Source organism: Qipengyuania huizhouensis (assembly GCF_019711635.1).
Lineage (GTDB): Bacteria > Pseudomonadota > Alphaproteobacteria > Sphingomonadales > Sphingomonadaceae > Qipengyuania > Qipengyuania huizhouensis.
On record NZ_JAIGNT010000002.1, the window covers coordinates 149610 to 168451 of the forward strand.

Consider the following 18842-nt stretch of genomic DNA (forward strand, 5'->3'; position numbering starts at 1 on the left):
TCAGGCAGCATCCATCTGGGTGACGACATCCTCGCAGCGGTCGCACAACGCCCCGTCCTCGGAAACCGAGGGGAGCAGGCGCCAGCAACGGCCGCATTTGTTTTCGTCTGTACGGGTAACGGACACCGTGTCGCTATCGCTCCGGGCGACTGACGCGGTGATGAACAGTTCGGCAAGATCCGCGTCGCTGAAGCCTTCGGGCACCGCGCTGTCGGGGACCACCACATCGGCTTCGAGGCTGGAACGGATGGTCTTGTCGCGGCGCAGCGGCTCGATCGCCTCGGTCACGCGCTCACGCAGATCGCGCAGCTTTTCCCAGCGAGCGCCATCGGCCGATACGCCCGGAACCTTGGGCCATTCGAGCAGGTGGACGCTGCCGCCTTCCGGATAGCGCGTGGTCCACACCTCCTCGGCGGTGAATACCAGCACCGGCGCGGCATAGCGCACCAGTGCGTGGAACAGGATGTCCAGCACAGTGCGATAGGCGTTGCGGCGCGTGCTGTCCGGCCCGTCGCAATAGAGGCAGTCCTTGCGGATATCGAAATAGAAGGCGGACAGGTCCTCGTTGCAAAAATCGACCAGCAGGCGCGTGTAGGTGTTGAAGTCGTAAGCCTCGAGCGCGGTCTTCAGCTTTCCGTCGAGATCGGCGAGCAGCGCGAGGACATAAACCTCAAGCTCGGGAATCTCACCCGTATCACCCATGTCGCCGACGAAGCCGTCGAGCGCGCCGAGGAGATAGCGGAAGGTGTTGCGCAGGCGTCGGTACTGGTCGCTCACGCCTTTCAGGATCTCGTCGCCGATCCGGTGGTCTTCGGTGAAATCGACGCTCAGCGCCCACAGGCGGATGATGTCCGCGCCGTATTGCTCCATCACCTTCAGGGGATCGATGGTGTTGCCGAGGCTCTTCGACATCTTCTTGCCGTCGCTCGCCATGGTGAAACCGTGGGTCAGCACCGCGTCGTAGGGCGCACGGCCGCGCGTGGTGGAGCTTTCGAGCAGGGAGGACTGGAACCAGCCGCGATGCTGGTCGCTGCCTTCTAGATAGAGATCGGCGGGCCAGCGCTGGTCGGGCCAGCGGCCGCTTTCCAGCGTGAAGGCGTGGGTGCAGCCGCTATCGAACCAGACGTCGAGAATGTCGGTGACCATCTCGAACTCGGCCGGATCGTGATCGGGGCCGAGGAATTCGGCCTTGCGGCTTTCGTCCCAGGCATCGACTCCCTGCCGCTTCACCGCTTCGATGACGCGGGCATTGACCTGCGGGTCCTGCAGATAGCTGCCGTCCTGCCGCACGAACAGCGTGATCGGCACGCCCCATGCACGCTGGCGCGACAGCACCCAGTCGGGACGGCCTGCGACCATCGATCCGATGCGGCGGCGGCCCTTTTCGGGATAGAACTTCACCCGTTCGATCTCGCGCATGGCGATTTCGCGCAGGGTGGAATGGTCCTTGCTGGTGAACATCGCCACGGCAGCGCCGAAGCCTTCGGGCGCGGCGACGTCGAAATCGCCGGTGTCGAGCGGCTTGTCCATCGGCACGAACCACTGCGGCGTGCAGCGATAGATGACCTTGGCCTTCGACCGCCACGAATGCGGATAGGAATGCTGGTAGTCGTCGAAGGCGGAAAGCAGCGCGCCAGCCTCGCGCAGGTCCGAACAGATCGGCCCGTCGGGCGCGTTGAACTGCTTGTTGATTACCGCGCGGCGGCGCTCGTCATTGCCGCCCAGCCAGGGCCAGTCGTCACGATAGCGGCCGTCGCCCATGACCGCGAAGACCGGTTCGATGCCGTGTTCTCGGCAGAGCAGGAAATCGTCCTCGCCATGATCGGGCGACATGTGGACGAGACCCGTACCGCTGTCGGTGGTGACGAAATCGCCTGCGAGCAGCGGGCGCGGATTTGCGTAGAACCCGCCGAGTTTGTGCATCGGGTGGCGGGCGATGGTTCCGGCGAGTTCGGAGCCTGCGATCGACGCATCCCGATCTGAGTTCGGATCAATGTACTCTTGAAGTGACGGCGCGACTGCATCGCCAAAATCGAGCGCCTGCGCTGCCTTATTGATTCGATCAGCGAAGGCAGTTGCCAAATCCTTCGCGACGAGAAACTTCGAAATGCTGTTGGTGTGGAACGGCAGCCCGGCTGCCGCCAGCACTTTGTTCACCTGCCCGTCGGCATTACCGCCACTGCCTGGCGTATCGGCCGTCAATGACAGCAGAACATACTCAATCTCTGGCCCATAGGCCAAAGCCTGGTTCACCGGGATCGTCCAAGGCGTCGTCGTCCAGATCACCGCATGCGCGCCGACCAGCTCTTCAATCGGCGATTCCACGATCTCGAATGCCACGTCGATCTGGGTCGAGGTGATGTCCTCGTACTCGACTTCGGCCTCGGCCAGCGCGGTTTCTTCAACCGGCGACCACATCACCGGCTTCGATCCGCGATAGAGGTTTCCGGCTTCGGCAAACTTCATCAGTTCTGCAACGATGGTCGCCTCGCTCTCCGCCTGCATGGTGAGATAGGGATTGTCGAAATCCGCCATCAGGCCGAGCCGCTTCAGCTGCTCGCGTTGAACGTCGACCCATTTCTGCGCATATTCGCGGCATTCCTGCCGGAATTCGGCCGCGGGGACGGCCTTCTTGTCCTTCTTCTTCTTGCGGTACTGTTCCTCGACCTTCCACTCGATGGGGAGGCCGTGGCAGTCCCATCCGGGCACGAAGGGCGCGTCCTTGCCGAGCAGGCTCTGGCTGCGCACCACCATGTCCTTCAGGATGCGGTTCAGCGCATGGCCGATATGCATGTCGCCATTGGCATAGGGCGGGCCGTCGTGAAGGATGAACTTTTCGCGCCCCGCACGCTCTTCGCGCAGCTGCTGGTAGAGCTTTTCGTCCTGCCAGCGCGCAAGGATCTGCGGCTCCTTCTGGGGGAGGCCGGCCTTCATCGGAAAATCGGTCTTGGGAAGGAAGACCGTGTCCCGGTAATCGCGCTGTGTCTGGTCGCTTTCTGACATAGGGTGCCGCCGCTAGAGGAATTGCGCGCCGTAGGAAAGTACGGAGTGACCTGTCTTGGCCACGCTCTCACCGTCATCCCCGCGCAGGCGGGGATCCAGTGCGGAGCCGCTACCGTCGCCAGTGCTGGATTCCCGCCTGCGCGGGAATGACGAATCAGCGGAGATGCGCCAGCAACCGCCGCGCTTCCTCGCAATCCTGCTCCATCTGCACCACCAGCGCATCTAGCGAATCGAACTTCGCCTCGCCGCGCAGGAAATGGTGGAACGCTACCTCGATCTCCTGACCGTAGAGATCGCCGGAGAAATCGAAGAAATAGGGCTCGAGCAATTCCTTGGGAGGTTCGAACTGGGGGCGCACGCCGATATTGGCCGCGCCTTTCAGCTCCTGCCCCGTTGACAGGATGCGGCCCGTCACTGCGTAGATACCGTATTTCGGGCGCAGGTAATGTTCGATGGATAGGTTGGCGGTGGGATAGCCTATCTCGCGCCCGCGCTTGTCTCCATGTTCCACCACGCCGCGAATGGCGAAGGGGCGGGTGAGGAGGCGCGCCGCTTCCTGCGGATCGCCTTTGCGCAGCGCCTCGCGCACGCGACTGGAGGATACAGGCTCTCCGCCGTCCAGCACCGGATCGACCGCGCGGGCCTCGATCCCGACCTCGCGGCCGAGCTCGACCAGTTTCTCGAAATTGCCGCCGCGCGCTTTGCCAAAGGTGAAATCGCCCCCGGTGACCACGCCTTTCACGCCGAGCTTTTCGGCGAGAAGTATGCGCACGAAATCCTCCGCCGTCGTCCCCGCCAGCTCTCCATCGAAATGGAACACCAGCATCGCGGTTGCCCCGGCGGCGAGATAGAGTTCTTGCCGCTGCTCGAGCGTGGTCAGGCGGAAGGGCGGAACGTCGGGCTTGAAGAAGCGCACCGGGTGCGGATCGAAGGTCGCGATGATGCTCGGCCGGCCCTCGGCCCGGGCCCATTCGATCGCTTCGCGTGCCACTGCCTGGTGGCCGAGGTGGAAGCCGTCGAAATTGCCCAGCGCCACGATTGCACCGCGCAGCGATTCGGGGAGCGGATCGCGGTGGTCGAGGAACCTCATGGCTTCGCCCCCATCGGTTCGATCCCGGCGCTCAGCACGCGCAGCGCATTGCCGCCCATCGCGGCGCGGATTTCGTCCTCGGAAAAGCCTTCGTCCATCAGCGCCTGCGTCACCTGCGACAGTTCGCTGGTGTCGAAACGAGTCGTGACCGAGCCATCGAAATCGCTGCCGAGCGCGACATGTTCGATCCCCACCAAATCGCGGATATGGCGCATTGCGCTGGCCGTAGAGCGCGGCGAGGTGTCGCAGACGGCGCCCGGCCAATAACCCACACCGATGATGCCGCCGGTAGCCGCGACCCCGCGGATCTGTTCGTCCGAAAGGTTGCGATTGACACCGCAGGTCGCCTGCACGCCGCCATGGCTGGAGACGACCGGGCGCCGCGCGATGGCAATGATGTCGGCGACGCAGGCCGGGCTGCAGTGCGCGATATCGACCACCATGCCCATCTCTTCCATGCGCCGCACAACGGCGCGCCCCTTGTCGGTAAGGCCCCCCTTCTGGGTGCCGTGCATCGAACCGGCGAGGTCATTGTCGAAGAAATGGGTGAGGCCCGCCATGCGAAAGCCGGCGTCGTACAGCCGTTCGAGATTGGCGGGGTCGCCTTCGAGATTGTGCAGACCTTCTATGGATAGCATCGCGCCGACGCCATCACGGCCACTTGCGCGGCGTCGAAGCAGACGGTCGACATCTTCCGCGCCGTGGATCTGGAACAGTCCGTCGCGTTCCTCATCCACCGCGCGGTCGAGCTTCTGCGCGTGCCAGAGCGAGCGTTCGAGCAGGCTGCCCCATGTCCGCAGCGGCTGGAGCTGGGCGATGACCAGCGGGGTGATGTTGTCGGTATCGCCCGTGTTCGAATCGTAATTCTGTCCGCGCGGCGACTTGGTCACGCTGGAGAAGATCTGCAGCGCAACATTGCCGTCGCGCAGGCGCGGAAGGTCGACATGGCCACGCGAGGCACGCTGGGTCATGTCGCGCTTCCACAGCAGCGTATCCGAATGCAGGTCGACGATCTGGAGGTCTGCGTGAAGGTCGCGCGCTTCCTGCGAGACCGCGATCAGCGGCTCGCCGTCGATCCGGTTGAGGTCACGCTCGACATATCCGGGCGCGATGGTGAAGAACGCGACCAGCGCCGCTATCACCAGCACGGCGATGCCGATGCCGACCTTGCGCCTCACGCGCCTGTCTCGCCGATGCGTGTGTAGGTGAGGAAGGAATAGGCCGGCCTGTCGCCCTCGGCCTCGAAATCCTCACGCCGAACCATTTCCCATTCCGGGCCGAGCGGGGGCATGAAGACATCGCCGTCGAACTCGCGGTGGATTTCGGTCAGCTCGACCCGGTCCGCCAGCGGCATGAAGATGTCGAAAATCGCCGCGCCGCCGATCACGGCAATGCTTCCCTCGGTGTTTCCGGCCCGATCAAGCGCTTGATCGACCGAACGCACGACTTCCGCTCCGGTCGAATCCCAGCGCTCTCTCCGGGTGAGGACGATGTGACGGCGGCCCGGCAACAGGCCCGGCAGGCTCTCGAAAGTCTTGCGTCCCATGATCATGGGATTGCCCATCGTCAGTGCTTTGAAGCGCTTGAGATCGGCGGGCAGGTGCCAGGGGAGGCGGCCTTCCTTGCCGATCGCGCCATTGGCAGCGCGGGCATATATCAGGAACAGGCTCATCCGCGGGTGTCGAGCGTGACCAGCGTCATATGGCCCATCTTACGCCCTTCACTGGCCTCGGCCTTGCCGTAATCGTGCAGGTGGACCCGCGCATCGCCCAGCTTCGCATGGGCGCTGTCGATGTCGGCCCCCAGGATGTTGCGCATTTCGACCGCAGCGGCGGTGGTGCGCGTGTCGCCGAGCGGCAGACCCGCGACCGCGCGGATATGATTCTCGAACTGGCTGGTGGCCGCGCCCTCGATCGTCCAGTGGCCCGAATTGTGTACGCGCGGCGCCATCTCGTTGAAGATCGGCCCATCGCGCGTGGCGAAGAATTCCAGCGTCAGCACGCCGACATATTTGAGCGCGTCGGCGACCTTGCGCGCCAGTTCGCGCGCCTCGGTCACCTGCGCGGCGATCTGCTCGCCCGCCGGATAGTGCGAGGAGGCAAGGATACCCCCCGCGTGGACATTGCGGGGTGAATCCCAGAAACGGATTTCGCCGTCGCGGCTGCGCACCAGGATGACGGAAAATTCCGCCTCGAACTCGACGAAGGCTTCGTAGATACAGGCCGCCTCGGGCATGCGTAGTCCCGCTGCCTCGCGCGCACTACCGATGCGCCACTGGCCCTTGCCGTCATAGCCGTCGCGCCGCGTCTTGAGGATGCCGGGCGCGCCCAGCCGGTCGACCGCGGCTTCGAGATCCTGGCTCGTATCGACCTTCGCATAGGCGGCCGGCCTTCCGCCGAGACCCTCGACGAAGCGCTTCTCATTGAGTCGGTCCTGCGCGGTTTCCAGCGCCAGCGGAGCGGGAAATATCTTGGCCTGCTGGATCGCGCGCGCGGTGGCGACTGGGACGTTCTCGAACTCCCAGGTCACAGCGTCGCAGCGCCCGGCAAACGCGGCAAAGGCGGTTTCGTCGTCCCAGTCGGCGGTGACGAAGTCCTCGCTTACCGCGCCGCTGACGTTATCGCCCTCGGGCGCATAGCCGATGCAGCGATATCCCAGCTGCGCGGCGCTCGTCGCCATCATCCGGCCAAGCTGGCCGCCACCGAGGATACCGATGGTGGACCCGCGTTTCAGCATCAGTCTTCCGGCCTTTCGGTCACCGCGGCACTGCGCGCCATGCGCCAGTCCTTGAGCCGCTGCGCGAGCTCCGCATCGCCATTGGCGAGGATCGCGGCGGCCAGCAGCCCGGCATTGGTCGCGCCCGCTTCGCCGATGGCCAGCGTACCGACCGGGACCCCGGCGGGCATCTGGACGATGGAAAGCAGGCTGTCCTGCCCCGAAAGCGCCTTGGATTTTACCGGCACGCCCAGCACCGGCACATGGGTCAGCGCCGCGATCATGCCGGGCAGGTGGGCAGCGCCGCCAGCCCCTGCAATGATGACGTGAAAACCCTCATCCTCTGCCGCCCTGGCGAATTCATACATGCGTTCGGGTGTGCGATGTGCGGACACGATGCGGACATCGGCGGCGACGCCCAGCTCCTCGAGCACTTCGGCGGCGCGTTTCATGGTCGGCCAGTCGGACTGGCTGCCCATCACGATGGCGACCCTGGCTTTTCCCCCTTGGGCCATCTCAGCTATCCTTCAGGTAATAGCGTTCGCCGGTGACCTGCGTACCATCGAATTCATAGATGATTGGCTGGCCGGTGGGGATTTCCAGACCGGTGATCTCTTCATCCGATATGTTCGACAGGTGCTTGACCAGCGCGCGCAAGCTGTTGCCGTGGGCGGAGATGATCACCGTTTCGCCTTTGGCCAGCTGCGGCAGGATTGCCTCTTCCCAATAGGGTAGCACGCGTTCGATGGTGAGCTTGAGGCTTTCGGTGCGCGGCACGTCGATCCCGGTGTAACGCGGGTCGTCCGACAGGTCGAATTCGCTGCCCGCTTCCATGTCCGGCGGCGGCACGTCGAAGCTGCGGCGCCAGATATGGACTTGTTCGTCCCCGTGCTTCTCGCGCGTCTGCTGCTTGTCGAGACCGGTGAGGCCGCCATAATGACGCTCGTTCAGATGCCAGTCGCGTGTCACGGGGATCCACAGCCGGTCGCATTCTTCCAGCGCGATATTGAGCGTCTTGATCGCGCGTTTCTGGACGGAGGTGAAGGCGACGGTGGGCAACACGCCCTTGGCCTGCATCAGCCGGCCTGCCTCGCGCGCTTCTTCTTCGCCCTTTTCGGTCAGGTCGACATCCCACCAGCCGGTGAAGCGGTTGGCGAGGTTCCACTCGCTCTGGCCGTGGCGAACGAGGATCAGCTTCGACATGGTTACTCCGGTTTTCCCCTAGGAGCACTGCGCGTTAGCGGCGCGTATCGTCCTTGGAAAGGCCTGTATCGTCCGATTCGCGCATTTCGCGAGTCTGAGCCTTCCGGCGGCGCAGGTTCTCGCGAAGTTTCGCGGCGAGCCTCTCTTCGCGGGTCATCTTGTCGTCTGCAGCGGTCATTGCGCAACCTTTCGCGAAATTCGACTGCCGCCGCAAGCGAAGGTTGACTTATGCGCCGTCTCTGCCAATAGCGCGCGCCTCCACCCCGCACGGCGTTCCGGCGGGCATAGTGTGCTGCTGTAGCTCAGTGGTAGAGCGCACCCTTGGTAAGGGTGAGGCCGGGAGTTCAATCCTCCCCAGCAGCACCATTTCTTCCTATCGGACTTGCGAAGCGACGCGCCCTCGGGCAGCGAATCCCGGCACCACGGGAGAGCGCAGCGATGGATTTCCGCCTGACAGAACAGCAACGCGAACTGCAGGACGCAGCGCGCAGCTTCGCGCGTGGGGAACTGCCCGAGCTTGCGCGCGAGATGGAGGAGAAGGACTTCCCCGTTCCCGCAGAAATGGTGCGCCGCTATGGCGAGATGGGGTTCCTGGGCGTCAACCTGCCGGAAGAATACGGCGGCCTCGGTCTCGGCCATCTCGAGGCGCTGCTGGTGCTCGAACAGTTCGCCATGATCTCGAACGCGGTCGCGTTTCCGGTGTTCGAGGCGCTGGTCGGCCCCGTGCGGACGCTGGAGCGGTTCGGGTCGGAGGCGCTGAAGGCGCAGGTAATTCCCGAAGTCGTTAGCGGCGAAGCGACGGTGGCGGTGTCCATGTCCGAACCCGATGCGGGCACTGCGCTGACCGATCTTGCCACCCGAGCGTACGAGGAGGGCGATCACTTTGTCCTCGATGGCACCAAGCGCTGGACCTCCGGCGCGGGCCATGCGCGTTACTATGTCGTCTATACCCGCCTCTCCGATGCGCCCGGCGCGAAGGGGATCGGCGCCTTGTTGGTCGACAAAGATATGGAGGGGGTAAGCTTCGGCAAGCGCGAGCAGCTGATGGGTTTCCGCGGGATCGAGACGCGCGACATCGCCTTCGACAGCGTCAAAGTCCCGCGCGAAAACCTGATCGTTCCCGCGGGCGGTTTCGGCAGACTGATGAGCGCCTTCGGGCTCGAACGCTGCGGCAACGCCACCCAGTCGCTCGGCCTCGCTGCCGCCGCACTCGAACAGGCGACGGAGTATGTGCAGGAGCGCACCGCTTTCGGAAAGCCGATCGTCGATTTCCAGGCGGTGCAGATGCGGCTCGCCGAAATGGCGATGCAGGTCGAGGCGGCGCGCCTGCTGATCTACCGCGCCGCCGCCAATGCAGAGCATAACGAAGGGGGCCTGCCGAGCGTCTATGAAAGCTCCACCGCCAAATGCTTCGCCAACGAAATCGTGCGCAGCGTCACTGCCAACGGCATGCAGGTGATGGGCGGATATGGCTATCACAAGGATTACGGCATGGAACAGCGCGTGCGTGACGGGTTTGCCTGGGGAATCGCCGGCGGCACCACCGACGTACAGAAGACCAATATCGCCGCCGCCATCGTGGGCCGGCGCTTCGATCAAAGGCGTTGACGCGGCTGCTGTATTGCATAGGTAAGGCGGTATGGACGAAACCGACGAACTGACCCCGCTCGATCCGCGCTACAAGTCGATGATGCGGCTGGTTGCGGGCATCCTCGCCGTGATCCTCATCATCGCGGCCAGCATCGCCGAGTTCGCTATTCCCGGCTGGACCGGGGTGGTCTGGCTCCCGGTCGCTCTCGTGGCTGCCTATCTCGTCCTCTATCTCCCCATGCGGCGCTATGTCACGCGCGGCTATTCGCTGGAGCAGGAGCGGCTGCGTGTGGTGCGCGGCGTGCTGTTCCGTTCCGATACCGTCGTACCCTTCGGCCGCGTCCAGCATATTGATGTCGACCAGGGCCCGCTGGAACGCGGCTACGGCCTCGCCACGCTCACCGTGCACACTGCGGGCACGCATAATGCCTCGGTCTCGCTACCCGGTCTTGCACATGAGGATGCGCTGGCGATGCGCGAGGAGATCCGCGCGGCCATCCGGCGCGATACGCAATAATGACGCGGCAGGAAGACGCACGGCGCACCGATCCGCGCAGCTTCGCCGTGCGCGCGGTGACGATGCTGTTTCAGTTGGTGATCCCGTTGGCGGTCGCCTCGGTGACGATTCTCGACGATGGCGATATCGGCGATCTCGTCGGCTACTTCCTGCCCCTCGTAATCGTGATCATCCTGCTCAACGTCGTCATCGCATACCTGCAGTGGACCAAGCTGACCTATACCGTGGGCGAAAGCGATATCCGCGTAGAAAGCGGCGTACTGTCGCGTGCGGCGCGCTCGGTCCCCTATGAACGGATCCAGGACGTCAGCCTCGAACAGAAGCTGCTGCCGCGGCTGTTCGGCCTGGTCGAGGTCAAGTTCGAGACAGGCGCTGGCGGGAAAGACGATCTCGCGCTGACCTACCTGTCCGAAAGCGAAGGAGAGCGTCTTCGCGAACTCGTCCGCACCCGCCGCGATACGGCGGAAACGCAGGACGCCGAGGAAACGGCGACCGCCCCGGAGGAAGCGGAGGTCCTGTTCGCCATGGGGCCGCGGCGCGTCTTCACCTTCGGCCTGTTCGAATTTTCGCTCGCCGTGGTCGCGGTGCTCGGCGGCCTTGCACAGCAATTCGATTTCCTGCTGCCCTTCGAGTTATGGGATCTCGATCAGTGGGAGCAGCGGCTCGCCGGTCCGGGGCAGCGGCTGGCGGGTCTCGGCCCACTGGCGCAGGCTGCCGGAATAGTCATCGCGCTCGCGGCGCTCGGCGTGGTGGGCGTTACGACGGGAATCGGCCGAACGGCGCTGCGCGAATGGGATTTCCGGCTCGAGCGGACGGCGAAGGGCCTGCGCAGGCGGCGCGGCCTGCTGACCCGGACCGATGTGGTGATGCCGCTGCACCGCGTTCAGGCGCTCCGCATCGGGACGGGCTTCCTGCGGCGCCGATTCGGCTGGCATTCGCTCAAGGTCATCAGCCTCGCCAGCGACAGCGGCGGGGCCAATCACGATGCGGTCCCCTTCGGCCGGATGGACGAGATCGCCCCGGTGGTCGCAGTGACCGGCTTCTCCCTGCCGCCGGAAGATGCGCAATGGGCCCGCGCGCTGGCGCGCTACCGGATCGACAAGGCGGTGCTGGCCGCGCTCTTCCTCGTCCCGGCCACTGTCGTGTCTGCCCTTTTTGCGCGCGAATGGGTCTGGCTGGCTCCTCTGGCCGGGCTGCTCTTCACCGTCGCCCAGCAATGGTGGCGGTGGAAACACGACTACCGCGCCCTTGGTGAAAGCCAGCTCTACAGCCGCCACGGCTGGCTCTCACCCAGTCTCGCGATTGCATCCCGCGTAAAGCTGCAATCGGTCGAAATCGCCCAGGGGCCGGTCGCGCGCAGACGCGGCTACGCCAGCCTCGCCCTCGGTCTCGCCGGGGGCCGTTTGCGCATCAACGGAATGCCCGTGGCAGAGGCGCGGCGCTGGCGCAGCGCAATCTGCGACAGCCTCGCCCGCACCGATTTTTCCCGCCTGCTTGAAGAGAAGGGCGCTCCTGCTCCTTAGGCGCGCAGTTCCGCCAGCTCCTGATGCCGGTCGAAATAGCGCGCGACATAGGAACAGTCGGGCGCGATCTTGAAACCATGTTGCCGGGCATCGGCGATCATGGCCTTGACCAGTTCTTCGGCCACGCCCTTGCCGCGATGGCTGGGCGGAACATAGGTATGTTCGGCGTGCCGTATGCCGCCGCGTTCCGTCCAGCTCAGTTTCGCCGTACTGTCGTCGCCCGGCATTGTCGCGATGTAGTCACCGTGGGTGACCCGGTCGCGGTGTTCGATTTGGATGGCTGCGATACCCATTTTGTTTTCTTTCCTTGCTGTCTTTCCAATTCGCGGGTCGCTAAACGCGTTCCGATGCAATTTCTTTCCGACAATGCCGCCAGTGTTCATCCCGCCGTCTGGGCCGCGATGCACGGTGCCGACCAGCCCGATTCGCCCTATGACAACGACAGTTTAAGCCTGGCTCTCGACGAAAGAATGAATGCGCTTTTCGGCCGTGACTGCGCGGTGCTGTGGGTGGCAACCGGTACTGCGGCAAACTGCCTCGCGCTTGCGACGATGGTGCAGCCGCACGGCGCCGTGATCTGCCACGAAGAAGCGCATATCGAGATGGACGAAGGCGGTGCGCCGGGCTTCTATCTCCACGGGGCCAAGCTCCTGCTCGGGCAGGGGGAGGGTGCGAAGCTGACGGCTGACGCAATCCGCGCCGTGATCGATCCGATTCGGGACGATGTCCACCAGGTCCAGCCCCATGCCATCTCGATTACGCAGGCCAGCGAATATGGCCGTGTCTATCGGCCCCAGGAAATTGCGGCGATTCGTGCGCTGGCTGGTGAGCGCGGGCTCGGCCTGCACATGGATGGCGCGCGCTTCGGCAATGCCGCCGCTTTCCTCGACCTGTCGGCAAGCGAGGTGGCTGGGCCCGTCGATGCGCTCAGCTTCGGCTTCGTGAAGAATGGCGCAATGAGCGCGGAAGCCATCGTCTTCTTCGAAGAAGGTCTGGCCGATGTGGCGCGCTATCGCCGCAAGCGTGCCGGACACCTGCAAAGCAAGGGGCGGTTCCTGGCCGCACAGATTCACGCCATGCTCGATGGCGATTTGTGGCTGGCCAATGCGCGGTCGGCCAATGCCGCCGCCGCAGAAATCGCCGGTGCCTGCGGGCAGCGCCTGATGCACCCTGTCGAAGCGAACGAGCTGTTCGTGCGCTGTACGCCCGCCGAACGCGAAACGCTGCGCGGGCAGGGGTTCGGGTTCTACGACTGGGGCGCGGATGCGGCGCGATTCGTCACCGCTTGGAACACGCGCGAGGAAGATGCCCGCACGCTCGCCACTGCGATCGCGGCACTATGAACGCTTCATCCGGGGGCGAAAGCCTCCTCACCCCGCGAAATCTTGCAGCCTTCCTGCTGGTCAGCCTGATCTGGGGCGGGACCTGGCTGGTCATCCGCGATCAGCTTTCGGTCGTCCCGGCAAGCTGGTCGATCACCTGGCGTTTCGTCGTCGCGGCGGCGGGCATGTTCGTGCTGGCGAAATTCCGCGGCGAACCGCTCGCCCTGCCGCGCGAAGGCTGGCGCTGGGCCCTTGCGCTGGGCCTGTTCCAGTTCTGCCTCAATTTCAGCTTCGTCTATAATGCTGAGAAATTCATCACCTCGGGGCTGGTGGCGGTCATGTTCGCGCTGCTCGTCGTGCCCAATGCCGTGCTGGGCAAGTTCGTGCTCGGGCAGCCCATCCGCCGCGAATTCGTCCTCGGCTCCACGATTGCGGCGATCGGCGTCGCCATGCTGTTTGCGCAGGAATGGCGCGCGTCCCCGGCGACACTGGGGGAGGTCCTGCTTGGGGCAGCCTTGACGATTGGCGGCATCCTTTCTGCCAGTGCTGCAAATATCGTGCAGGCCATGGACGGAGCCAAGCGCATGCCGCTCCTGACGTTGCTGGCATGGTCGATGGTGATGGGCGTCATCCTCAATGCCGGCTTCGCGCTGGTCACGCAGGGCCCGCCGCAGTTCGACACGCGGCCGGAATATGCGCTGGGCATTCTCTACCTCGGCTTGCTCGGATCGGTCGTGACCTTCCCGCTCTATTACGGGCTGGTACGAAAGGTGGGGGCGGGAACGGCGGCCTACAGTTCGGTGATCGTACCGATTGTCGCCATGGTGCTCTCGACCCTGTTCGAAGGCTTTGTCTGGGGCATCCTGCCGGCGGCAGGCGCGGCGATCACGCTGATCGGCATGGTGGTTGCCCTGCGCGGGCGCAGTGCGCCCCCGCCAAGGCGGGCTACGCCAGAGCCCTGATCGCTGCCAGCCCTTCGCGGTAGGTGGGATAGCGCGGCTCCCAGCCCAGCACTCGCTTGGCCTTGCCGTTCGCCACCCGCCGGTTCTCCGCATAGAAACCGCGCGCCATGGGCGAAAGATCGGCTTCTTCCAGTGTTTGCAGCGGGGGAGGTTCCTGACCGAGCAGGCGGCAGGCTTCCTCGATCACGGTATTCTGGCTGGTCGGCAGGTCGTCGGACAGATTGTAGGCTCCGCGCGGCGCATCGCGCCCGATTGCGGCGGCCAGTCCGCCGACGATATCATCGACATGCACGCGGCTGAACACCTGCCCGGGCAGGTCGATACGGTGTGCCTTGCCGCTTCGCACCCGCTCGAAGGCGCTGCGGCCCGGCCCGTAGATCCCCGGCAGGCGGAACACCCGCGCGCCCAGGTCCAGCCACCGCGCATCGCACTCGGCGCGTGCGGTGCGCCGCCCGGTTCCGGTGGGCGCACTTTCGTCAACCCATGCGCCTTCGACGTCGCCATAGACGCCGGTGGAGGAAAGGTAGCCCAGCCACTTGCCCTCCAGTGCCTCGGCATAGCGGTCCAGCACGGGGTCGCTGTCGCCGGCTGGCGGCACCGAACTGAGCACGTGGCTCGCCTCGCGCAGGACGGCGTGCACCGTCCCCACGTCCTCGAAGTCGAGGTTTCCTGAGCTACCGGTGGCATCGACATGCCAGCCTTTGCTACGCATCTCTTGCGCAAACCGCCCCGCCGTGTAGCCGAGGCCGAAGATGAACAAACGGGCCATCCGGGCGTAATAGCCGAGGAACCCGCAAAGGACAGGACGAGAATGGATATCGCGCGCACGCCTTCGACACCCGATGGCAATCCCGAGATGGCCGATGCGGCCGTGGAGCCCACGGCACCGCCGGAAATCCGGCGCGAGGATTACCAGCCTTTCCCCTGGCTGGTGCCCACGACCCGGCTCGATTTCGAACTCGGCCTGGAAAAGACGCGCGTCACCGCGCTGTTGGAGGTCGAACGCAATCCCGATGCGGATGCCTCGCCCACGATCCGGCTGAATGGCGACGGGCTCGAACTGGTGTCGCTGCGTTGTGACGGCGGTGAGTGCGCAGGACACATGATGGACGGCGACGATCTGGTGGTCACGCTGGAAGGCGATCGGCACATGATCGAGATCGTGACCGAGATCGACCCCGGCGCGAATTCGCAGCTGATGGGTCTTTACGCCTCTTCCGGCATGCTCTGCACCCAGTGCGAGGCCGAGGGCTTCCGCCGCATCACCTTCTTCCCCGACCGCCCGGACGTGCTCTCCACCTACACGGTGAGGATGAGCGGGCCGAAGAAGGATTTCCCCGTGCTGCTTTCCAACGGCAACCGGGCCGATATGGGTGAAGATGGCGCAACTCACTGGGCCGAATGGCACGATCCCTGGCCCAAGCCGTCCTATCTCTTCGCGCTGGTTGCTGGCGACCTCGTGGCGCGCAGCGACAGCTTCACCACCATGGGCGGGCGCAAGGTCGAACTGAACGTCTGGGTGCGCGAGGGCGACCTCGAGCGCACCGAGCATGCCATGGAGAGCCTCAAGCGCTCGATGAAGTGGGACGAGGACACCTTCGGCCGCGAGTACGATCTCGACCTCTTCAACATCGTCGCCGTGTCCGACTTCAACATGGGCGCGATGGAGAACAAGGGCCTCAACGTCTTCAACACCAAATACGTCCTCGCCGACCCCGAAACCGCCACCGATGGCGACTATGACGGGATCGAAGGCGTGATCGGCCACGAGTACTTCCACAACTGGTCGGGCAACCGCATCACCTGCCGCGACTGGTTCCAGCTGAGCCTCAAGGAAGGCTTCACCGTGCTGCGCGACCAGCTGTTCAGCCAGGACATGGGGAGTGCGCCTGTCAAGCGGATCGAGGACGTGCGCGTGCTGCGCGGAGTCCAGTTCCCCGAGGATTCGGGACCGCTCGCCCATCCGATCCGCCCCGACAGCTACCGCGAGATCAGCAACTTCTACACCTCGACCGTCTACAACAAGGGCGCCGAAGTCATCCGCATGATGCGCACCATGGCAGGGGAAGAAGCGTTTCGTCGCGGCACCGATCTCTACTTCGACCGCCACGACGGCGAGGCGGCAACCTGCGAGGATTTCGTCAAGGCGATCGAGGACGGCACGGGTCTGGATCTGTCGCAGTTCCGCCTGTGGTATTCGCAGGCCGGGACGCCGAAGGTGAGCGTTGAACTCTCTCATGAGGGCGACGAAGCTGTCTTGACGCTGTCACAGGCAGTCCCGCCGACTCCCGGTCAGGACGACAAGAAGGCCATGCCCGTACCGCTCAGGATTGCGCTGTTCGATCGGGAGAGTGGGTCGCATTCCGGCGAGCATCTGGTGGTTCTCGACAAGGCGAGCGACACTTTCCGGTTCTCCGGTTTTGCCGAAAAGCCGGTACTCTCCATCAACCGCGGCTTTTCCGCGCCGGTCACCATCGGGCGCGATATCGCGCCCGATGGGCTTGTCTTTCTGGCCGCGAAGGATGACGACCCCTTCGCGCGGTACGAAGCGATGCAGGATCTCATGGTTCGCCACCTTGTCACAGCCAGCAAGGGAGAGCTGTCGGAAGACACACGCAATACCGGACGAGCCGACATCGTCCGCGCTCTCCGTGCGGTGACCGATGACGATGCGCTCGACGATCTGATGCGCGGCGAACTGCTCTCCATGCCGAGCCAGACGTATATCGCCGAGCAGATCGAGGCCGCCGATCCCGGTCGTATCTTCGAGGAGCGTGAGGGGCTGAAAGCATTTATTGCCAGTGAGCTGCAGGACGAACTCCATCAAATCTACGATCGCGCCGAAAAGCTCCCTTATTCACAGAGCGCCGAGGCGAAGGGGGCACGCAAGCTCAAGACGCTGATCCTCGCATACGCCGCTGCCGACGATCCGCAGAAGGCTGCCGAACTTGCTGCCCATCAGTACGACCGCGCCGACAACATGACCGATCGGCAGGGTGCCTTGATGGTGCTGACCGGGATCGATAGCGCCGAGCGGACCGGGCGGCTTCTGGACTTCTATAACCGCTATCAGGGCAACGCGCTGGTGATCGACAAATGGTTCGCTTTGCAATCTAGTTCACTCCACCCTCAGGTCATCGAGCATGTCAAAGCGCTCGCCGAACACCCGGACTTCACGCTCAGGAATCCGAACCGCGCTCGCTCGCTCTACATGCCATTCACCGGCGCACCTCATGGCTTCCATGCCGCAAATGGCGAGGGCTACAAATTGATCGCCGATCTCATCCTGGATCTGGACCCGATCAATGCACAGACTGCGGCGCGCTTTGTGCCCGCTCTAGGGCGCTGGCGGAAGCTCGAGCCAGGCCGATCGGCGTTCATGCGCGCGGAACTCGAACGCATTGCCGCCTCGCCCAAGCTGTCGCGCGATACTTTCGAACAGGTCACCCGTTCGCTTGGCTGAGGTGCTGACTTCCGAGGCGCTCAACGGCGTGCCGCATGGCTTCTCCACTCGCGAGGGGTTGCAGGGCGAAGACGTTCTGCCCGGCGCGCCCATGGTAAAGCTCGATCAGGTCCATTCCGCCGAAGTGGTGATCATCCGCGAAGCGGGCGGCGATGTGCGTACGGGCGATGCCATGGTAACCGACCGGCCCGGCCTGCTGCTCGGGATCGTCACCGCCGATTGCGCGCCTGTCCTGTTCGCCGACCTCAAGGCTGGTGTAGTGGGGGCGGCCCATGCGGGCTGGCGAGGCGCGCGCGCAGGGGTGCTTGAGAATACACTGGAGGCGATGGAAGAACTTGGCGCCGACCGGGTTCGGATCGCTGCCGCTATCGGGCCTACCATCGCGCAGGAAAGCTACGAAGTGGACGCCGCCTTTCGCAGCGAATTCGAGCTCGCTGACGATCCGTTCTTCCGGGCCGGACATGGCGGGCATTTCCAGTTCGACCTGCCTGCTTATGTTGCTTGGCGGTTGCGTGCCGCGGGTACGGGGCGAATCGCCGATCTCGCGCTCGATACCTACGCCGACGAGAGCCGATTCCATTCTTATCGTCGCGCGACCCATCGCGGTGAGGAGACAGGGGGGCGACAGACCAGCGTGATTGCCTTGCCCTCTCTCGATTGAGCTTGTCGAACCCAACGGTGCATTCGGACCAAAATGGCGGTTGGCAAGGGGTCGCATAGCGGCTAGAGGCGCCACCAAACCGGAAATACCGGGGGCATTCGCGCACGCTTTTTCGGCGTCGGCCAACGGCATCATCCGGACACAGGACCGCAACATATCCCGCCGCGCCCAACAGTGCGGCAGAGCTTAAGGCAGGCAAGGCAAAGCGCTGATGGCAGACACGACTGCAACCGCTAATCCCGCGACGGCGACCGCCCACGAAGGTGTGCGTCGCCGCGATTTTCTCGACATTGCAGCGGTCAGCGCTGCCGGCATCGGCGGTCTTGCGGTGGTTTACCCACTGGTGAGCCAGATGGCGCCGTCGAAGGACGTGCTCGCGGCGAGTTCTACAGAAGTCGACGTTTCTGCGATCGAGCCCGGCCAGGCCATCAAGGCGGTGTTTCGCAAGCAGCCGCTTTTCGTGAAGCGCCTGACGCCCGAAGAGATCGCTGCGGCCAACGCAACGCCGACCGCTTCACTGCGGGATCCCCAGAGCTTGGCTGAACGAACAAAGGAAGGCCACGCCGATATCCTCGTCACCATGGGTGTTTGCACCCACCTTGGCTGCGTGCCGCTGGGCGCTGCCGAAGGCGAAGTGAAGGGCGAATTCGGCGGGTATTTCTGCCCCTGCCACGGTTCGCATTACGATACTGCCGGCCGCATCCGCAAAGGCCCGGCGCCTACCAACCTCGAAGTGCCGGAATACGAGTTCACCTCGGACACAGTGATCCAGGTCGGCTGAGCTAGAAGACGA

Annotated in this window: 18 protein-coding genes and 1 tRNA gene; 9 read left to right on the forward strand and 10 right to left on the reverse strand. The window is 64.3% G+C overall.

Annotated features, from left to right (window positions below; genetic code table 11):
* From ileS to K3180_RS03245, 8 genes are all read right to left on the reverse strand, one after another.
* Complete coding sequence (ileS, locus tag K3180_RS03210; RefSeq protein ID WP_221538231.1) at positions 1-3003, reverse strand: isoleucine--tRNA ligase; 3003 nt, start codon at positions 3001-3003, stop codon at positions 1-3.
* A gap of 154 nt (positions 3004-3157) precedes the next feature.
* Positions 3158-4093 (reverse strand): bifunctional riboflavin kinase/FAD synthetase, encoded by a 936-nt coding sequence (locus K3180_RS03215; RefSeq protein ID WP_221538232.1) that lies wholly within the window; start codon positions 4091-4093, stop codon positions 3158-3160.
* Positions 4090-5271 (reverse strand): dipeptidase, encoded by a 1182-nt coding sequence (locus K3180_RS03220; RefSeq protein ID WP_221538233.1) that lies wholly within the window; start codon positions 5269-5271, stop codon positions 4090-4092. The genes K3180_RS03215 and K3180_RS03220 overlap by 4 nt, the downstream gene beginning before the upstream one ends.
* Positions 5268-5765, reverse strand: coding sequence for a dihydrofolate reductase (locus K3180_RS03225; RefSeq protein WP_221538234.1), 498 nt, complete (start codon positions 5763-5765; stop codon positions 5268-5270). Before K3180_RS03225 ends, K3180_RS03220 begins: the two co-directional genes overlap by 4 nt.
* Complete coding sequence (locus K3180_RS03230) at positions 5762-6829, reverse strand: 5-(carboxyamino)imidazole ribonucleotide synthase (protein ID WP_221538235.1); 1068 nt, start codon at positions 6827-6829, stop codon at positions 5762-5764. Before K3180_RS03230 ends, K3180_RS03225 begins: the two co-directional genes overlap by 4 nt.
* Positions 6829-7323 carry a 5-(carboxyamino)imidazole ribonucleotide mutase gene (gene purE / locus K3180_RS03235; protein ID WP_221538236.1) on the reverse strand — a complete coding sequence of 165 codons (495 nt, stop codon included), beginning with the start codon at positions 7321-7323 and terminating at the stop codon, positions 6829-6831. Before purE ends, K3180_RS03230 begins: the two co-directional genes overlap by 1 nt.
* A 1-nt stretch (position 7324) precedes the next feature.
* Complete coding sequence (gene gpmA, locus K3180_RS03240) at positions 7325-8011, reverse strand: 2,3-diphosphoglycerate-dependent phosphoglycerate mutase (RefSeq protein WP_221538237.1); 687 nt, start codon at positions 8009-8011, stop codon at positions 7325-7327.
* A 34-nt stretch (positions 8012-8045) separates the two neighbouring features.
* On the reverse strand, positions 8046-8189 hold the full coding sequence (locus K3180_RS03245) for a hypothetical protein (RefSeq protein ID WP_221538238.1): 144 nt from the start codon (positions 8187-8189) through the stop codon (positions 8046-8048).
* Positions 8190-8302: 113 nt separating this feature from the next.
* Here K3180_RS03245 and K3180_RS03250 point away from each other — a divergent pair.
* From K3180_RS03250 to K3180_RS03265, 4 genes are all read left to right on the forward strand, one after another.
* A tRNA-Thr gene (locus K3180_RS03250) sits at positions 8303-8377 on the forward strand.
* A gap of 72 nt (positions 8378-8449) precedes the next feature.
* On the forward strand, positions 8450-9619 hold the full coding sequence (locus K3180_RS03255) for an acyl-CoA dehydrogenase family protein (protein ID WP_221538239.1): 1170 nt from the start codon (positions 8450-8452) through the stop codon (positions 9617-9619).
* Positions 9620-9650: 31 nt separating this feature from the next.
* Positions 9651-10118, forward strand: coding sequence for a PH domain-containing protein (locus K3180_RS03260; protein ID WP_221538240.1), 468 nt, complete (start codon positions 9651-9653; stop codon positions 10116-10118).
* On the forward strand, positions 10118-11641 hold the full coding sequence (locus K3180_RS03265) for a PH domain-containing protein (protein WP_247710269.1): 1524 nt from the start codon (positions 10118-10120) through the stop codon (positions 11639-11641). The genes K3180_RS03260 and K3180_RS03265 overlap by 1 nt, the downstream gene beginning before the upstream one ends.
* Here K3180_RS03265 and K3180_RS03270 read toward each other — a convergent pair.
* Positions 11638-11934, reverse strand: coding sequence for a GNAT family N-acetyltransferase (locus K3180_RS03270; protein ID WP_221538241.1), 297 nt, complete (start codon positions 11932-11934; stop codon positions 11638-11640). The two genes, K3180_RS03265 and K3180_RS03270, sit on opposite strands and share 4 nt — an antisense overlap.
* 54 nt (positions 11935-11988) lie before the next feature.
* On the opposite strand from K3180_RS03270, the gene K3180_RS03275 reads away from it, so the two are divergent.
* Entirely contained in the window at positions 11989-12984 is a 996-nt protein-coding gene (locus K3180_RS03275) for a threonine aldolase family protein (protein ID WP_221538242.1), read from the forward strand.
* Positions 12981-13925 carry a DMT family transporter gene (locus K3180_RS03280; RefSeq protein ID WP_221538243.1) on the forward strand — a complete coding sequence of 315 codons (945 nt, stop codon included), beginning with the start codon at positions 12981-12983 and terminating at the stop codon, positions 13923-13925. Before K3180_RS03275 ends, K3180_RS03280 begins: the two co-directional genes overlap by 4 nt.
* On the opposite strand, the gene K3180_RS03285 is transcribed toward K3180_RS03280, so the two are convergent.
* Positions 13909-14694: a Rossmann-fold NAD(P)-binding domain-containing protein gene (locus K3180_RS03285; RefSeq protein ID WP_221538244.1), complete on the reverse strand. Its 786-nt coding sequence runs from the start codon at positions 14692-14694 to the stop codon at positions 13909-13911. The genes K3180_RS03280 and K3180_RS03285 overlap by 17 nt on opposite strands.
* Before the next feature lie 42 nt (positions 14695-14736).
* Between K3180_RS03285 and pepN the strand changes: the two genes are divergently transcribed.
* From pepN to petA, 3 genes are all read left to right on the forward strand, one after another.
* On the forward strand, positions 14737-17388 hold the full coding sequence (pepN, locus tag K3180_RS03290) for an aminopeptidase N (protein WP_221538245.1): 2652 nt from the start codon (positions 14737-14739) through the stop codon (positions 17386-17388).
* On the forward strand, positions 17381-18049 hold the full coding sequence (pgeF, locus tag K3180_RS03295; protein ID WP_221538246.1) for a peptidoglycan editing factor PgeF: 669 nt from the start codon (positions 17381-17383) through the stop codon (positions 18047-18049). Before pepN ends, pgeF begins: the two co-directional genes overlap by 8 nt.
* Positions 18050-18260: 211 nt before the next feature.
* Positions 18261-18830, forward strand: coding sequence for a ubiquinol-cytochrome c reductase iron-sulfur subunit (gene petA, locus K3180_RS03300; RefSeq protein ID WP_221538247.1), 570 nt, complete (start codon positions 18261-18263; stop codon positions 18828-18830).
* Positions 18831-18842: the final 12 nt, after the last annotated feature.

Bases quoted from the DNA above. Each gene is read 5' to 3' on its own strand.
- K3180_RS03265 (WP_247710269.1), top strand. From the start codon at position 10,118: ATGACGCGGCAGGAAGACGCACGGCGCACCGATCCGCGCAGCTTCGCC.
- gpmA (WP_221538237.1), bottom strand. From the start codon at position 8,011: ATGTCGAAGCTGATCCTCGTTCGCCACGGCCAGAGCGAGTGGAACCTC.
- K3180_RS03285 (WP_221538244.1), bottom strand. From the start codon at position 14,694: ATGGCCCGTTTGTTCATCTTCGGCCTCGGCTACACGGCGGGGCGGTTT.
- ileS (WP_221538231.1), bottom strand. From the start codon at position 3,003: ATGTCAGAAAGCGACCAGACACAGCGCGATTACCGGGACACGGTCTTC.
- petA (WP_221538247.1), top strand. From the start codon at position 18,261: ATGGCAGACACGACTGCAACCGCTAATCCCGCGACGGCGACCGCCCAC.
- K3180_RS03270 (WP_221538241.1), bottom strand. From the start codon at position 11,934: ATGGGTATCGCAGCCATCCAAATCGAACACCGCGACCGGGTCACCCAC.
- K3180_RS03280 (WP_221538243.1), top strand. From the start codon at position 12,981: ATGAACGCTTCATCCGGGGGCGAAAGCCTCCTCACCCCGCGAAATCTT.
- K3180_RS03230 (WP_221538235.1), bottom strand. From the start codon at position 6,829: ATGCTGAAACGCGGGTCCACCATCGGTATCCTCGGTGGCGGCCAGCTT.
- K3180_RS03260 (WP_221538240.1), top strand. From the start codon at position 9,651: ATGGACGAAACCGACGAACTGACCCCGCTCGATCCGCGCTACAAGTCG.
- K3180_RS03215 (WP_221538232.1), bottom strand. From the start codon at position 4,093: ATGAGGTTCCTCGACCACCGCGATCCGCTCCCCGAATCGCTGCGCGGT.
- K3180_RS03255 (WP_221538239.1), top strand. From the start codon at position 8,450: ATGGATTTCCGCCTGACAGAACAGCAACGCGAACTGCAGGACGCAGCG.
- K3180_RS03245 (WP_221538238.1), bottom strand. From the start codon at position 8,189: ATGACCGCTGCAGACGACAAGATGACCCGCGAAGAGAGGCTCGCCGCG.
- pepN (WP_221538245.1), top strand. From the start codon at position 14,737: ATGGATATCGCGCGCACGCCTTCGACACCCGATGGCAATCCCGAGATG.
- K3180_RS03275 (WP_221538242.1), top strand. From the start codon at position 11,989: ATGCAATTTCTTTCCGACAATGCCGCCAGTGTTCATCCCGCCGTCTGG.
- K3180_RS03225 (WP_221538234.1), bottom strand. From the start codon at position 5,765: ATGAGCCTGTTCCTGATATATGCCCGCGCTGCCAATGGCGCGATCGGC.
- purE (WP_221538236.1), bottom strand. From the start codon at position 7,323: ATGGCCCAAGGGGGAAAAGCCAGGGTCGCCATCGTGATGGGCAGCCAG.